The sequence below is a fragment of the Rhodopirellula sp. J20-39 genome, assembly GCF_057365095.1.
This window is the reverse complement of sequence record NZ_CP195123.1, coordinates 1,932,471-1,948,614: the sequence shown is the minus strand read 5'-3', so window position 1 is coordinate 1,948,614 and position 16,144 is coordinate 1,932,471. Positions and strand designations below refer to the sequence as shown.

The window sequence follows — 16,144 nt, the reverse complement described above, 5'->3', positions numbered from 1 at the left end:
ATGATCAAGCTTGTTGCTCACCGTCCCTCCTCCATGCGAAGGAGAGACGAAGCGGAGCGTTCAACGCTACAACTAGCCACTCTTGCGAGCTGAGTCGCTGGTTGCGGCAGTTTGTGCTGGAGCATCGCGGAGCAACTTGGTGTATTCGTCCACGCCTTCTTGCTCGTCGGCCAGAATGTCTTCCAGGAAGACAACCAGGGCCCGGTGAGGCTCAGCCAATTCGAGTGCCTTCGTGTACATTTCAACTGCCTTGGCTTCGAATGCCAGGCTGAACTCAAGCACTTCACGCAGATCCTTGCTCTGCTTGATTTCGTTACGAGTCGCGACAGGAACACCACCCAATGCAGCGATTTTGTCACCGATCAGACGAGCGTGACCGAACGATTCCTTTGCATCGCCTTCAAACTTCGGCGCGTACACTTCACGCCAAACACCTTCCAAAATGAATGAAGCTTGCGAGTACTGGGCGACGCCGGTCCATTCGTGCTTGAGGATCTCGTTCAGGCAATCGAGTAATTCTTGACTGGCCATGGGAATCTTTATGGGGCTAGAGAGGGGATAGGTAGGTTCAGCTTGAATTGTAGCGAATGATCAATCTTTCGAAACACACCGTTCCCCGCGATTTCCCCCGACTTCGATTACGTTTAAGCTCGCCTCGGAAATTTAGAAATAGGCCACCTCAAAGGGTTCATAGCTGGTCACGTTCAACGCGGCCTAACCTACATAACCTCTCCCGGCGAAGCAGGGAGAGGTCGAGCAGAGCCGTTCAAGCGAATGCGAGGGTGAGGGCTCGGCACGGAATCCTCACCAATACAACAGCAAGCTAGCGACCCACCCTCCCCCTCGCTTCGCTCGACCCCTCCCAGAGGGAGTGGATCTTCAAGTGGCGTATTCCGAGCCCAAAACCACACCCCAAACCTCCCCCGACGGAGCGGGGAGAGGTCGAGCAAAGCCGTTCAAGCGAATGGGAGGGTGAGGGCCCGGCACGGAATCCACACCAATACAACAGCAAGCTAGCGATCCGCCCTCCCCCTCGCTTCGCTCGACCCCTCCCAAGGGGAGGGGTTCTGCAAGTTGCGGATCCCGACAAAACCCACTCCAAACCTCTCCCGGCGAAGCGGGGAGAGGTCGAGCAGAGCCGTTCAGGCGAATGTGAGGGTGAGGGCCCGGCACGGAATCCTCACCAATACAACAGCAACTAGCTAGCGCCCCGCCCCGCTCGCCCCCAGCGGCGGCCCTCACCCCCAGGCCACCACAACCTTTCCCTAAACTTCGTCAGGGAATGTAGGTCACTTTCCTCTCAGCACTTAACGACGGCGTGGCCTACAGAGCTACCATGAATCGATTCGATCACACATTCGAACAGGGTTTCTTGGTATTTGCGACACCTAATTTCCCGCTGATCTTCGTGCCGCCATGGCGTAATCGTCCTGTGTGGGGCATTCACGGGAGCCTACGAAGGCTCCAGAATTCGTCGACTCAACATAAAAAACGGTCAAACCGGGTTGACGCCGGTTTCTTGGACTTCGTATTGGCAGAGCACTCGGAAGGTTTCCGCGTCGACTCCGTTGGTCAATTTCCAACGACTGGCCTCTCACATCACGAAGGAATCGTGGGAAAGTGGGGTTAGGCCAGGAGTGAACGCGAGAGCTTTCCGATTTATCGTCCAATGTCTCACCGCGAAGAAGGAGTGTCGCGTTGAACCGCTCGTATCACCCGCCCAGGCGGAAGGGTTCGTCACTAGCCGGATCAAACCAGGCGACTGTTAATCGGAGTGCTTCGCAAGAACGCTCGGAACCGGTCGTTCGTCGTACTGGCCTCGGCCGCCTTCGCTCGCGACTTCGAGCCGGCGTTTTGTCGCCCTGGTTGATCGTGCCACTCGGATGCATCGCAACGATGCCGTCCGCTGAAGCACAGTTCAGCTTTCCGACAAGCCAACCGCCTGCCCCAACCAGCCAACCGTCCGCCGCACCCACGACCACGTCACCAGCGGTGATGCCGGTTGATGGATTGTTGCAACAACTCGACTCGGCCATGTCGTCCAACGACTACGCCTTGGCGATCCGGACCTATCGAGCCGCTTCCGGCTTATTGGCTTCCGGGCAACTCAGCGACGCGGCAAACGCCACCGCCGAACTTCGCAAGCGTCGCGACCAAATGGTTGCTCGCGGCGTCGACGCGGAACTACTGCAAGCACCTGCTTCGCAATCGGCACCAAGCAGCCTGGCTCAACGCCAACAAGAAACACGTCGACTGACGGCGATGGGGCGAGCCGCCCTGGACCGTGGCGATGTATCGGGTGCCTATTCTTTGGCGACCCAAGCCCAAGCGATTGGATTGGCTCAAAACGAATTCGCTCCCGGCGATGCTCGCCCCTGGCAATTGTTGCTGGACACTCAAGCCGCAGCCCGCCGTAGCGGAATCGACTTGAGCACCACAGCGGCAACACCGCAAGCAGGCCTGATTGGTCAAGTTGGCGGTACAACGCCGATGGGCCAACCCGGTTACGCTTCGCAAAGTGGTTACCAAGCCGGCTCCACAAGCCCTGGCGGGATTGCTCAAGCCGGTGGTCAACCGAACTACACCAACTCAAGCAGCATCCAACCGGTGCAAGCTCTTGAAGCGGGCGACAGTGCCGGCGAAGAGCTGTTCCAGGAAGGGATGGCCCTGCTATCCAGTGGCAAACAAAGCGAAGCACGTGCGAAGTTTGTTGACGCATGGAAATACGAATCAACGTTGCCCACCGAAACGCGTCGAGCGTTGCAAGACAAGCTAACGCTTTTGCAGCCCACTCGCATGCCAACGGCTGGAACGCCTGACAAGCCACTGACCGCGATCCAGAAAGCCGATATGGCTGCTGCTCAAGCGGTCAAACGGCTCTACCGCGAAATCACAACCGAACTTGCCAAGGCAAACGAAAAGAAAGAATCGGCTCCACTGGATGCTGAAGACGATCTGAAACGTTTGGCTCGCAAGATCGAAGGTGCCAACATTGACGAAGCGTCCAAAGCCTCGCTGTCAGCGATGGTGGGACGTGCCTTGGCTGAGCAAACCGCTTATGTCGAAGCCAACCGTGCCAAGATCCAATTGGACCTAAGCAACGAAGCGGTTCGTTCCGAAATGGAAACCGCCTCGGCTCGCGAGATGCGTGTCGACGAAGAAATTTCTTCCTTGGTAGAAACCTTCAACGACTTGATGGAACAAAACCGTTTCCAAGAAGCGGAAGTGATCGCCAAGCAAGTTCAAGAACTCAAGCCGGACTCGCCTATCGCGACCAGCCTATTCCATTCGTCTCGCACCCAAGTGCGAATCCAAATGGATGAAGAGATTCTGGCACAAAGCGAAGATGGGTTCGCCCGTCACATGCTTGCTGTCGGTGCCGCTGCGATTGCACCGGACCCGGACCGTCCGTTCTCGTTCCAAGATCCTACAAGCTGGGAAGAATTGTCGCGTCGACGCCTCGCGTCGGGCGATTCGAATTCCCGTCTAAGCCCACGTGAACAAGACATTAAACGTAAGCTCAGCAGCGACGTTGAACTGAAGTACCGCAACCGTCCACTCGGTGAAGTCCTCGACGACCTCTCCGCCGTGACCGGTGTCCCGATCGCAATCGACTCGCGAGCCTTGGCCGCGGTTCGAGTCAACCGTGACACGCCTGTTTCAAAGTCCATCAACAACCGCATCTCACTGCAAAGTGCACTGAACCTGTTGCTTGATGACCTGGACCTGACCTTTGTGCTCAAGAACGACGTGTTGAACATCACCAGCCGTGAAGCTCGGCGAACGATGACTGAAACACGAACCTACCGAGTCGCTGACTTGGTAACGCCGATCCCGAACTTTATCTCGGGCTACGAGCATGGTTTGGCCGGTGCGTTGAAATCAGCGTATCAAATGGTAAACCCATCCACCGATATCCAAGTCGTCCCTGTGTCGATGACCGATCTGGGTGGCCGGATGTCCAACAACCAGTCCACTTCGATGGGCAAGAACATGCTCGGCCAGTACAACCCCATGGGCAACGGAGGCGGCTTCTCGGGCGGTCTTGGTTCAGCCGGTGCGTTGTCCGGCGGACGAGGGGGCGGCTCGATGGCCGACTTCGACTCGCTGATGCAGTTGATCCAACAAACCATCGAACCCGATACTTGGGAAGCTCTCGGTGGTGTCGGAACGATGGCTCCTTACCCACAAAACCTGTCGCTCGTCATCAGCACGACCAGTGACGTGCACGACCAAATCGTTGACCTGTTGGAATCCCTGCGACGTTTGCAGAACCTTCAAATCACGATCGAAGTCCGATTCATCACTCTGGCCGACACGTTCTTTGAACAAATCGGTGTCGACTTCGACATCCGGTTCGATGACAACGCCACGTCGATCCCAGCGGACGACTCCGGATCCGCCGTCACGATCGGCCTGGATGCTCAAGGTGTGCCAACGGCTGACCTCGACATTCGTTTTGACCAGAACACCGCCGGGGCAGCACTGCCGCCTTTCGGTGCTCCTGACACCGGTTCGATCTCAACGATCGGGTTTGCGATCTTGAGTGACATCGAAGCGTTCTTCTTCTTGCAAGCCGCTCAAGGTGACACTCGAAGTAACATCATGCAGGCACCCAAGGTGACCTTGTTTGATGGTCAAATCGCTTCGATCCAAGACACGCTGCAACGTCCATTCGTGACCAGTATCGTGCCTGTGGTCGGAGACTTCGCCGTCGCTCAACAACCCGTCATCGTCGTGCTCGACGAAGGCACCCGGTTGAACGTGCAAGGTGTGGTTAGCGATGACAAACGATTCGTCCGACTGACACTAGTCCCAACCTTTAGCCAGATCGGTGAAGTCAACACGTTCACCTACGAAGGCAATCGCACCACTCGCAATTCGAGTAATCGACAAGTCGATACGAACGGCGACGGCGTGATCAACGAGGACGACGAAAGTGAAGAAGAAGAAGTCGTTCAAGGTACCACGGTTCAACAGCCCACCTTCGCATCGACCTCGGTCAGCACGACGGTGAGTGTTCCCGATGGTGGTACGATTCTGTTGGGTGGTATCAAGCGAATGAGCGAAGGACGCAACGAACGAGGCGTCCCGTTCTTAAGCAAGATCCCTTACGTCAGCCGCTTGTTCCGCAACGTGGGTGTCGGTCGAACCTCGACCAGCCTGATGTTGATGGTGACCCCACGGATCATCATCCAGGAAGAAGAGGAAATCGCCCAAACCGGTTTCGATCCGAACCGCTAAGGCAGTCCACCCGATAAGTAGGCTCGGTCGTTCATCGCAACGGCTGAGCCGAAAGCAGCCCAGCAGCCTCGCTGAAAAGCTCGTAATCCTTTGTGCAAAGTCAAATTTGCACAAAGGATTTTTTCGTTGACGTTAGAAGCTAGTGCTTCATCTCCATTTCATTTTGGGGTTGATCGTAGTGGATGAGGCGACGAATCCTATCCACTCACCGACCAGACGGGCTCGTCGCCTCGCCCACTACACCCAACTTGAATCTGGATGAAGCACTAGTGCTTCGGCTACATTTCATTTTGGGGTTGATCGTAGTGGATGAGGCGACGAATCCCATCCACTCACCAACCAGACGGGCTCGTCGCCTCGCCCACTACACCCAACTTGAATCTGGATGAAGCACTAGGTTGCTGAGACGTGAAAAGGACCACAGGCAACAGCACCACAGAGCTCCCGCTGGAGTCCAGGCTTTCGCCTGTTCAGATAAGCAAGAAAATCACCACAGTACTTCCGCTAATGTCCAAGCCTTAACCTGACTCCCAACAGCAACCCTCCGCCCACACACAATCTGAATCCCTACCGATTGCAATACCTCAACCCTAAAACTCCTCTGGTGTGTGACAACGTCGGGCTTCGCTCCACTGACTGCAAATCCCGCCCCCATGGCTGCAAAACAAGGCGGGTTTTGTTAAGGTTCTAGTAGCCTCGGATGCGATGGATTCGCCCGCTTTTTGTTGCCACTGATTGTTTTCTGCCGCTGAGGCAACTCGATTCATGAATCTCACTCCCGAATCAAACGACGACGCCACCACGGATGTCGCACCCGATCCCACCGTCTACACAGCCCAAGCGGTGGGCGCGAGTTCGATCTTGCTGGTCGACGATACAGAGATTTTGCGAGACCGATTGGCAATGGCCATGCGGAGTCGCGGGCTGGAAGCACGCACGGCGTCGAACTACGACGAAGCCGTCAGTGTGTTCCGGCACGCTCCCACTGATTTGGCTGTTTTGGATCTGCGGATGCCAGGTCGCAGTGGTCTGGATTTGCTGCGGAAATTGTTGGAAATCAAACCGGATTGCCGCATCTTGATGCTTTCCGGCTTCGGCAGTATCCCGGCTTCGATCGACGCCGTTCGCGCCGGTGCAGTGAACTTTCTGAGTAAACCCGCTGACGCTGACGACATTCTTTCTGCGTTCCTGCGAGGCGATGAACCCAACGTGCCCGAAGGCGGGTTGGCGTTCCCAGCACCATCGTTGGCACGCAACGAGTGGGAACACATTCACCGGGTTTTGTCCGATTGCGGCGGCAACATTTCTGAAGCCGCTCGCCGGTTGGGCATCCACCGTCGTTCGCTGCAGCGGAAACTTCGTAAGCGAGCCCCCAGCGACCCGAAGCTGCCCGACGCCGAAGAGCTTTACGAAGGTGAAGAGTTGTCCGGCGACGATGCCGCCGCTGACACCCAATAGGCTCCACCGTCAGGCGCCACCGTAATGGATGAGGCAACGAATCCTTGCGAGAGGATCGAGCTGAACGGACTCGCAGCCTCGTCCACGACCTTGGTTTTGTAGGTGGCTGGTTAAGGCAAATCAGCCGGCCAATTGTTTCAGCTTATCCGTTGCCTCGCCCGAATCGATTGCCGCGGCGGCCTGTTCAGCTCCAGATCGCAAGTCGGTCACTTTCTCGACCAACAGCAACGCTGCCGCGCAGCCCGCGATCACCGTGTCACGTTGTGGTCCCACTTTGCCGTTGAAAACGTCCCGGATGATTCGGGCACTGGCCGCTGGGTCGGCCGCCGCCAGGGCATCGCGGTGGGCTGGTAACAGGCCAAAACTCGCCGCCGTCCATTCGTGCGTCGTTTCCTGGGTGTCCCGGACTTCGACGCAGCGGGTGACGCCGTCGAGCGAAACCTCGTCCTGGCCATCTTCGGCGTGCAGCACAAAACTGCGGCGGGTTTCCAATTGAGTCATCGCCGCCGCGATTTTTGCTTGGGTTTGCGGTGACGAGGTGCCCAGCAATTGGTGGGTCGCTCCGGCGGGATTACACAGCGGCCCCAGCAGGTTGAACAGCGTCGGCACGCCCAGGGATCGGCGGATCGCCACCACGTGCCGCATCGCAGGATGAAGCTTGGCCGCGAAACAGAAGCAGATTCCGTGTTCGTTCAGTGAGCGGGCCACTTCGTCGGCATCCGATTCAATCTTCACGCCAAGATGCTCGAGCACGTCGGCGGATCCGGTCAGGCTGGTCGCTTTCCGGTTGCCGTGCTTTGCCACCGCGACGCCGCACGCGGCTGCCAGGATCGCAACAGCGGTTGAAATATTGAACGTCCCCGAACCACTGCCGCCCGTGCCGCAGGTATCGAGCAAGACGTCGTGGTCGTGTTCGATCCGGGTCATGTGCAACCGCATCGCCGAAGCCGCACCCACCAGTTCGCTGACCGCTTCGCCTTTTTCACGTAATGCGAGCAGCAAATCAGCCACCTCGGCGGCCGGGGCATCGCCTCGCAGCATCGTGTCGATCAGTGCGCCGGTTTGTTCGGCCGTCAAATCCGTGCCCGCTCGGGCCAGTCGGGTTGCGTCTTCGAAAGACACATTTTCAAAAGAATGGGGCACTGCGTTCATGGTGTTGGTGAAGGGGCCGTTGTGAATGTCCGCCAGGCCGCCAGCGGCGACTCCGAAAGACCGCAATAGTAGCACTTTCACCGGATCGGCGGAGTTCCTAGACTGGACTCCATGACAAGAAAAATCATCCTGGACTGTGACCCCGGTATTGACGACGCCATCGCCATCACCATGGCGTTGTTTGATCCGAGACTGGAAGTCATGGCAATTACGGCGACCGCGGGAACCGTCGACGCGCAACAAGCCAACACCAACGCGTCGGCGATCATCGCCAAGCTGGATCCGGCTCGCTATCCGCGAATCGGGACCGCCGTCGCCCCTAGCGATGCACCGGTGATGGACGACAGCCACCTCAATGGTCCCGACGGTTTGGCCGGTTGCGAGTTCCCCGAAGCGACCCGTCAAAACGATCACCCCAGTGAAAAGGTGATGGCGGACTTGATCCGACTTCATCCCGACGAAATCACGGTGGTTTGCTTAGGCCCGCTTTCGAACCTCGCTCGGTTGGCTCGTCGCGATCCCGCAGCGATTCCGATGATCGATAAGGTGGTCATCAGTGGCGGCACCGTTTCGCATGCGGGTAATGCGACCGCGGTCGCGGAAATGAATTGCTTCTTCGATCCAGCCAGTGCGAAAGAGATCTTCGCTTCGCCGACGACGAAGAGCCTGATCCCGTTGGATGTCACCGACTCGATCACATTCGGGCTCGACCTGATCGAAAAGCTGCCGTCGGAACATTCCCGAGCCGGTGAGTTACTGCATCGCTTGTTGACGTACAAGTTCCGCGTCGGCCATCAAAAGCTGGGCCGCGAAGTGTTGCCCCTACAGGACGCGGTCACCCTGATCAGTGTGCTGGAGCCGGATTTTTTCCAGTGGGAAGAGATGGCGGGCGACGTCGAAGTTTCCGGTGTGCTGACACGCGGGATGACCGTCTTCGATCGCCGCATGCGGCCGGAATGGCCCGTCAACATGGAAGTCGCTCTTCGTGCCAGCGTGTCCGATGTCCGCGACGCGATCATTCGCAGCATGCGATACGCCGGCCAACAAAGCAGCTAAGCAAACCCCACATTTTGGAAACGAAAGCGTCGAGGCGCAAGCCCCAGTTCGCATACACCGTTCGTTAACCCCAGTTCGCTCCTATGTTCGCTTACAGGGCGCCGGTTCAGTCGAAATGAGTTACGGTTAGCTCGACGGGCCAGCGAAGGGGCGTCCAGTGCAATCCCTTGCTCACGCTTTGGGCTCGTAAATCACCAGCGACTCGCGCCGCTCCACTAGCAACGCCTAGCACACGAACAACCGCACACCTTACTTACCCCAATACTCTCACGCCCGCTCAATTCACATGGCTGAACTGTTTTCGATTTCCGGTTTGTTTACCCTCGGGATGCTAGTCTTGTTGCAAGCCGTGCTGGGTTTCGACAACCTGCTTTACATCTCCATCGAAAGTAAACGGGTGGAGGAAGAGAGTCAGTCAAAGGTTCGCCGGCTCGGTATCGGGATGGCGATCGTTCTTCGTATCGTGTTGCTGTTCGTCGTCGTGAACCTGATCAAAAAGTTGGAGGACCCGTTCTTTCAAATTCACAACGGCTACATCGACATGGCCGTGTCGGGCCATAGCCTGATCGTGTTGTTTGGTGGTGCGTTCATCTTGTGGACCGCGATCAAAGAAATCTACCACTTGTTGGCCGAGCCCGATTTAGAGCATTCCGAAACGAAGGCCACGACCAGCGTTGCCAAGGCAATCACGCTGATCGTGATCATGAACTTGGTCTTCTCTTTTGATTCCATCCTCAGTGCGATGGCGTTAACGGAAAACCTCTACATCATGTCTGTGGCGATCATTATCTCTGGGATCATGATGATGGTTTTAGCTGACTCGGTTTCAGAGTTCCTGAAGAAGAACCGGATGTACGAAGTGCTGGGGTTGTTCATCCTGTTCATCGTCGGCGTGATGCTGGTCAGCGAAGGTGGCCACAAGGCGCACGTGGTCTTGTTTGGCCACGAAGTCCACGCGATGTCCAAGTCGACGTTCTACTTCGTATTGGCGACTCTGATCATCGTAGACCTTGTTCAAAGCCGCTATCAAAAACGATTGCTGGCCCGTCACGACAAGAGCGTCGCTACTGATCATCACCCAGGTTAAACAGATGCCGCAGGGCTTCCAGCAGCCCACGAGAATGACCATCGGCGGCGTCGTCACGCAGCGACGCCATCGGTGGATGCAGCAATTTGTTGGTCAACCGATCGAAAGACTTTTCGATCTCTTTGGTCATCGCTGAATCAGTTGATCCGTTTAGCTTGTCCATCAAGCGTTGCAGTTCGGCTGTTTTCACTTCCTCGGCCCGACGTCGAAGCTGCGCGATGATGGGGCCGGTCGCTCGTTGTTGCAGCGACTGGAAAAAACGATCGGCTTCCTCGTCGAGGATCCGCTTGGCCTTGGGCCATTGTTTTTCACGTTCACGGCGGTTGCGATCGCAAGCCGCCCGCAAGTCATCGATCTGGTACAGATACACACCGGCTTCGTCACCGATCGCCGGATCGAAGTCACGTGGCACGGCCAGGTCCAAGACAAGCAAGACTCGACCACCCCGCTTTGCGTTTAGCTTCGCGAACGAACTCGCGTCGACCAGCGGGTGTTCCGATGACGTGGTCCCGATCAACAAGTCGGCGCCCACGATCGCTTCATCGAGCGACGTCAGGGGTTGGGTTTCGGCGCCGAAGGCTTCACCGAGTGCGGCCGCGCGGTCGTGCCCGCGATTGACGATGCAGATATTATCGCTGCCAGCGGCTTTCAGGTATCGCAGCGTTTCTTCGGCCATCTCGCCGGCACCGCAGCAGACGACCCGTTTGCCCTTCAGTGTCTCGAAGACCTCCGGCACCACTTCGCCGACCGCCACACTCGGCACGCTCAACCGGCGTCGATGGATCGACGTTTCGGTTTGAACTCGTTTGGCCGCCCGGTTGGATGCTTGAAAAGCTGCGTGAGTGATCGGCCCGGTCGCGTCGGCCAAGTTCGACAAGTCATAGGCCTGTTTCACCTGTGACAAAATCTGGGCCTCGCCCACGACCATGCTATCCAGGCTAGCGGCGACCAAGAACAAGTGGTCGATCGCGTCACGGCCCTGACGGACGGTCATGTGTTGGGACACGAAATCAGCTGGTTTGTTCAAGCACTTGGCAACAAACTCATTAAGCGCCTGACCCGCTTGGTCCATCGAAAGCGTCCCCGTCGCGGCCGGAACCGCGCCGATGCCAACGCCGAAGGCGCCGCCGGCGGCATACAGTTCGACTCGGTTACAGGTCGAAAGGACGACCAGCTCGGCGCCTTCGAATCGCTGCCCAAACTGCGCCAACGCCCACTGAGCCTGTTCGGCCGAAAAGGATAACTGTTCGCGTACCTCGACAGCCGTATTGTGGTGGCTGCACCCGATCATCTGGAGAGTCATCGCTCGACTCCCGATTCGGCCGATGCATCCGAAGGCGTGCCGCTCGGCGCGTCCGAAAGCGGTTCGGCCGGAGCCACGATACCAGCAGGGGCACCGTCGTCTACCGGAGCCGCGCTGTCGCTCGCCGGTAGCGTCGAGGTTGAACCATGGGAAGTTGTCAGCACGCCCGACATGGCCAGGACCAAGAACCCGAAGCTCGCCAACGTCAGGTAGGCGACTTTGCGACCACGGCTGGCCGGTGCGTACAGATACTCCACCGCGGTGGCCGCCGCCAACCAAATGAATAGCACGGCTGACAGGACAATGCCGCGGCTGGTCCATGGGATCTCGCCGGATCGATTCAGGTTCATCACCACGCCGGACAGCAATCCCATGCCCACCGCCGCGGTGCTGGCAACGAGGCAGCGACGATTCAGTTTTTGCAGGGTTTCCAGGGTGGGCAGCCGCAGAGCGGATCCGGCTTGTTTGCGCTTCAATCGCCACGACTGGACCATGTACATCGCCCCGGCTAGGAATCCAAACAGCACCGCTGCCGAACCCACCACCATCGAAATCGCGTGTACGTTGCGCCACACCTCCACCGCCTCGCCGCGATCAAACGCGGGCAGGTGGCGGACCGACATCGCCAACGCGATCATCGCCAGGATCGCCGGCAGAAAGAAAAAGCCGATCACGGTATCGGGTCGTCGCAAATACAGCACGAAATAGGCGATCGCCAAACCAAGGGCCACCATCAACGACCAATCCGTCCAAGTCGCCAATCGTCCCAATTCCGCCGCCGCGTTCAAACTGGTGTCATCAGGGCTCGCGCCGGACAACGGAACTGTGACCGTCGCGCGGAGTGCTAAGTAAGTGACGTGCGTGAAGATACCAACCGCCATCATGATCAAACCCGCCAAGCCGCGGCCAGGCAATCGCCCAAGCAGGCGTAAAAGTTCGATCACCAGCACGACAAGGTAGCTAGCCGTGAAGCAGGTCACAGAGATTTGTTGTAGGAACGAGAGCATTCGGTCATCTTACACAACGGAATGTATTTTTCGTACTCGTCCAATGAGACGGTTCTGGAGTGTAGAGGAGGTGGGTGATGGTTTCAGTATCCGCCCTCCCCCTCGCTTCGCTCGCCCCCTCCCAGGGGGCGGGGATCTTCAAGTGGAGTATCCTGGCGGAAAACCTCTCCCGGCGAAGCGGGGAGAGGTCGAGCAAAGCCGTTCAGGCGATTGCGAGGGTGAGGGCCCAGCACTGAACTCCCCACCAATACAACAGCAACCTAGAGACGCGCCCTCCCCCTCGCTTCGCTCGACCCCTCCCAGGGGGAGGGGGTTCTTCAAGTGGCGTATCCCGGCGGAAAACCTCTCCCGGCGAAGCGGGGAGAGGTCGAGCAAAGCCGTTCAGGCGAATGCGAGGGTGAGAGCCCAGCACTGAACTCCCCACCAATACAACAGCAACCTAAAGACGCGACCTCCTCCTCGCTTCGCTCGACCCCTCCCAGGGGGAGGGGTTCTTCACGTGGCGTATCCCAGCGGAAAACCTCTCCCGGCGAAGCGGGGAGAGGTCAAGCAGAGCCGTTCAGGCGAATGCGAGGGTGAGGGCTCGGCACTGATTCCCCTCCCATACAACAGCCAACTAAAGACGCGCCCTCCCCCTCGCTTCGCTCGACCCCTCCCAGGGGGAGTGGTTCTTCAAGTGGCGTATCCCGGCGGAAAACCTCTCCCGGCGAAGCGGGGAGAGGTCGAGCAGAGCCGTTCAGGCGAATGCGAGGGTGAGGGCCCGGAGAAGTGCGGGCGATTAAATACGAGAGTAGGCGAATATTCGAATTCAACCTACTGCTGCCAACTAGCCGCCTTCCATCTCGGCCCCCGGCTTCCATCTCGGCCCCCGGCCTTTCTCACGAAGAGGTCGGGCTTGGGAGCATTGCGGTCCGTAGCAGGCTCGCGACCGCCAAGCACCCCGGGCAAGGCCCGCATGCCTGTCGCCTTTGTTCGCTTTTTCCCGCTGTGTTGGAATCTCCGTATGATAAGGCCGCCATCCCATGATATCCTGGGGGAAATGCGGCCCCGTCAATTCTGCCGCGTGCTTTTCGATTTGGAATAGGATCACCGCCATGAGCCGGACCATGCAAGAATTCACCGACCTACTGCTCCAGCAGGGCGTGATTAGCCTCGATCAGCTCTCCGAAGCCGAGGATGTCGCCAAGACCAGCAAGATGGAAGTCGGCGATGTGCTGGTCAAGCTCGAATACGCCACGCCAGAAGAAGTGGCTCAGGCGTTGGCGAAGTTCCATAAGATCCCCTACGTCGACCTCCGCAGCGTCCGGATTAACGAATCCGTGATCGAGCTCGTGCCTGAATCGGTCGCCCGAGAAAACATGGTGCTGCCGTACAAGGAAGAAGACGGGGCTTTGACAATCTTGATTGCTGACCCCTTTGACCTGGAAACGATCGAAAAGCTGCGGTTCATCCTGAACCGAAAGATCGAGACCGCGTTGGCCCCCAAGGAAGCGATTAACGGAGCGATCAACCAATATTACGGTCAGGTCGAAGGGGAATCCGCTGACTCGATGCTGCAAGAGTTCACCGACACGGCGATCGACTTCACCGAAACCGATGGCGGCACCGACGGGATGGAAGACGGTGACGAGGGCGATGACTCGGCCCCCGTGATCCGGCTGGTCAATCTGATGATCGCCGAAGCAGTTCAGCTTCGGGCCAGCGATATCCACATCGAGCCGTTTGAGCACCGGGTCCGAATCCGTTATCGAATTGATGGCCGTTGCGTTGAGCGGGAAGCGGCCCCCCGGCGGATGCTTTCAGCCATCATCGCCCGGATCAAGATCCTCTCCAAAATCGACATCTCCGAAAAGCGGCGTCCCACCGACGGCCGGATCAAGATCACCGTGGGTGACAAGCAGCTCGATCTGCGGGTCAGCATCATTCCGACCAACCACGGCCAGTCCTGTGTTATGCGGTTGCTGGACAAGGACAACATCAAGGTCGGTACCCGGCAGCTTGGCTTGTCGGAGCGTGACTTCCGAAACTTCAACTCGCTGATCAAGCGGCCCAACGGAATCATCCTGGTCACCGGCCCTACCGGTTCCGGCAAGACGACCACCCTCTATGCGTCCCTGAACGCATTGAACCGGCCGGACCGCAAGATCATCACCGCCGAAGACCCGGTGGAATACTACCTGCCGGGCATCAACCAAGTCGAAGTGAAGCACTCGATTGGACTGGATTTCGGGCGCATCATCCGCGCCATGCTCCGCCAGGCACCGAACATCATTCTGGTCGGTGAAATGCGAGATCACGAGACCGCATCGATGGGAATCCAGGCCTCATTAACTGGACACCTGGTTTTCAGTACGCTACACACGAACGATGCGCCCAGTGCCATCTCACGAATGATAGACATCGGTGTACCATCCTATATGGTGGCAAGTTCCGTGATCGCGGTGCTGGCTCAGCGTCTGGTGCGGACGATTTGCCCCCGCTGCAAGGTGCGGTACCAGCCTTCAGAAGAGGTGATTCGAGAGTCGCTGATTCCGCCAGAGATGGTGGCGCAGGCCGAGTTCAGCAAGGGGCGCGGGTGCACGTATTGCGGTCGGTCCGGCTATCGCGGCCGGATCGGGATCTACGAACTGATGCTGGTGAACAGCAATCTGCGGGAGATGATGTTCAAGGGATCGACCACCAAGCTGATCCGGGAAGAGGCAATCCGCAACGGAATGTCAACGCTTTACGCCGACGGCATGCTCAAAGTGATCCGCGGAACAACCACGTTCGACGAGGTTTACCGCGTCGCGAAGCAAACCGAGCAAGAAGCCTTGGCGCTCGATCACATCGCTAAGTCACTCTCGGCACTGTAAGTCGTTTGGTGGTAGTGGTTTAGTGCTTGAGGCAACGACAGTGGTTTCAGGTTTTGCCAGGTTCGTTCAACACTGAACCCTCCCCCTCGCTTCGCTCGACCCCTCCCAGGGGGAGGAGATTGTAATTTTGTCGTGTTTTGTGGGGTGAATAGCCGCTGGAAAACTTCTCCCGGCGAAGCGGGGAGAGGTCGAGTAGAGCCGTTCAGGCGAATGCGAGGGTGAGGGCCCGGCGCTGAATCCCCCACCAATACAACTGCAAGCTAGAGACCCGCCCTCCCCCTCGCTTCGCTCGACCCCTCCCAGAAGGAGGGGTTTGTTGTTTATGTCGTGTTTTGTGGGGTGAATAGCCGCTGAAAAACCTCTCCCGGCGGAGCGGGGAGAGGTCGAGCAGAGCCGTTCAGGCGAATACGAGGGTGAGGGCCCGGTGCTGAATCCCACCAATGCAACTGCAAGCCAGCGATCCGCCCTCCCCCTCGCTTCGCTCGACCCCTCCCAGGGGGAGGGGCTGCTGTTTCGTTGCGTTTTACGGCGTGAATAGCCGCTGGAAAACCTCTCCCGGCGAAGCGGGGAGAGGTCGAGCAAAGCCGTTCAGGCGAATGCGAGGGTGAGGGCCCGGTACTGAATCCCCACCAATGCAACAGCAAGCCAGCGACGCGCCCTCCCCCTCGCTTCGCTCGAACCCTCCCAGATAGAGGGGTTCTTCAGGTATGCATTTCGACGTGGAACCCCAGTTCCAAACCTCTCCCGGCGAAGCGGGGAGAGGTCGAGTAGAGCCGTTCAGGCGAATACGAGGGTGAGGGCCCGGCATGAACAATCACCGCTCCGCCCCAACCAGCCCGCTCTCCCTTACCGCTGGCTGCGGCACCACTCCCCGCCACGAGCAACAATCCTCCCCTCGCTACTCCCCATCCCCTCAAAACACCCCACCCACATGGTGGAGATTGTTTCACGGGCTACCGGTTACAAGGAGTCCGCCTGTCTC

Annotated in this window: 9 protein-coding genes; 5 read left to right on the top strand and 4 right to left on the bottom strand. The window is 58.1% G+C overall.

What is annotated here, in order from left to right; translation table 11 throughout:
• Positions 1 to 72: 72 nt before the first annotated feature.
• A complete protein-coding gene (locus ACR3ZL_RS07045; protein ID WP_473648587.1) occupies positions 73 to 531 on the bottom strand; it encodes a ferritin-like domain-containing protein in 459 nt (152 codons plus the stop codon).
• 1,626 nt (positions 532 to 2,157) lie between these two features.
• On the opposite strand from ACR3ZL_RS07045, the gene ACR3ZL_RS07040 reads away from it, so the two are divergent.
• The gene (locus tag ACR3ZL_RS07040) at positions 2,158 to 5,244 is read left to right on the top strand and encodes a type II secretion system protein GspD (protein ID WP_473653377.1); all 3,087 of its coding nucleotides are present in this window, start codon (positions 2,158 to 2,160) and stop codon (positions 5,242 to 5,244) included.
• Positions 5,245 to 6,009: 765 nt separating this feature from the next.
• Positions 6,010 to 6,702 carry a response regulator transcription factor gene (locus ACR3ZL_RS07035; protein WP_486173323.1) on the top strand — a complete coding sequence of 231 codons (693 nt, stop codon included), beginning with the start codon at positions 6,010 to 6,012 and terminating at the stop codon, positions 6,700 to 6,702.
• Between the two features lie 120 nt (positions 6,703 to 6,822).
• Here ACR3ZL_RS07035 and trpD read toward each other — a convergent pair whose 3' ends face one another.
• Positions 6,823 to 7,854, bottom strand: a complete 1,032-nt coding sequence (gene trpD / locus ACR3ZL_RS07030) for an anthranilate phosphoribosyltransferase (protein WP_473653378.1) — start codon at positions 7,852 to 7,854, stop codon at positions 6,823 to 6,825.
• 111 nt (positions 7,855 to 7,965) lie between these two features.
• Between trpD and ACR3ZL_RS07025 the strand changes: the two genes are divergently transcribed.
• A complete protein-coding gene (locus ACR3ZL_RS07025) occupies positions 7,966 to 8,910 on the top strand; it encodes a nucleoside hydrolase (RefSeq protein ID WP_486173322.1) in 945 nt (314 codons plus the stop codon).
• Positions 8,911 to 9,196: 286 nt separating this feature from the next.
• Entirely contained in the window at positions 9,197 to 9,997 is an 801-nt protein-coding gene (locus tag ACR3ZL_RS07020; RefSeq protein WP_473648591.1) for a TerC family protein, read from the top strand.
• Here the strand turns inward: ACR3ZL_RS07020 and hemA are convergent.
• Together hemA and ACR3ZL_RS07010 are read right to left on the bottom strand one after the other, a co-directional pair.
• On the bottom strand, positions 9,975 to 11,300 hold the full coding sequence (gene hemA / locus ACR3ZL_RS07015) for a glutamyl-tRNA reductase (protein ID WP_486173321.1): 1,326 nt from the start codon (positions 11,298 to 11,300) through the stop codon (positions 9,975 to 9,977). The genes ACR3ZL_RS07020 and hemA overlap by 23 nt on opposite strands.
• Complete coding sequence (locus ACR3ZL_RS07010; RefSeq protein WP_486173320.1) at positions 11,297 to 12,307, bottom strand: cytochrome C assembly protein; 1,011 nt, start codon at positions 12,305 to 12,307, stop codon at positions 11,297 to 11,299. The genes hemA and ACR3ZL_RS07010 overlap by 4 nt, the downstream gene beginning before the upstream one ends.
• A gap of 1,094 nt (positions 12,308 to 13,401) precedes the next feature.
• On the opposite strand from ACR3ZL_RS07010, the gene ACR3ZL_RS07005 reads away from it, so the two are divergent.
• Complete coding sequence (locus tag ACR3ZL_RS07005) at positions 13,402 to 15,162, top strand: GspE/PulE family protein (RefSeq protein ID WP_486173319.1); 1,761 nt, start codon at positions 13,402 to 13,404, stop codon at positions 15,160 to 15,162.
• Positions 15,163 to 16,144: the final 982 nt, after the last annotated feature.

Excerpts from the sequence above, each read along its gene's own strand:
- ACR3ZL_RS07045 (WP_473648587.1), bottom strand. The coding sequence starts at position 531 with ATGGCCAGTCAAGAATTACTCGATTGCCTGAACGAGATCCTCAAGCAC.
- ACR3ZL_RS07040 (WP_473653377.1), top strand. The coding sequence starts at position 2,158 with ATGGTTGCTCGCGGCGTCGACGCGGAACTACTGCAAGCACCTGCTTCG.
- ACR3ZL_RS07035 (WP_486173323.1), top strand. The coding sequence starts at position 6,010 with ATGAATCTCACTCCCGAATCAAACGACGACGCCACCACGGATGTCGCA.
- trpD (WP_473653378.1), bottom strand. The coding sequence starts at position 7,854 with ATGAACGCAGTGCCCCATTCTTTTGAAAATGTGTCTTTCGAAGACGCA.
- ACR3ZL_RS07025 (WP_486173322.1), top strand. The coding sequence starts at position 7,966 with ATGACAAGAAAAATCATCCTGGACTGTGACCCCGGTATTGACGACGCC.
- ACR3ZL_RS07020 (WP_473648591.1), top strand. The coding sequence starts at position 9,197 with ATGGCTGAACTGTTTTCGATTTCCGGTTTGTTTACCCTCGGGATGCTA.
- hemA (WP_486173321.1), bottom strand. The coding sequence starts at position 11,300 with ATGACTCTCCAGATGATCGGGTGCAGCCACCACAATACGGCTGTCGAG.
- ACR3ZL_RS07010 (WP_486173320.1), bottom strand. The coding sequence starts at position 12,307 with ATGCTCTCGTTCCTACAACAAATCTCTGTGACCTGCTTCACGGCTAGC.
- ACR3ZL_RS07005 (WP_486173319.1), top strand. The coding sequence starts at position 13,402 with ATGAGCCGGACCATGCAAGAATTCACCGACCTACTGCTCCAGCAGGGC.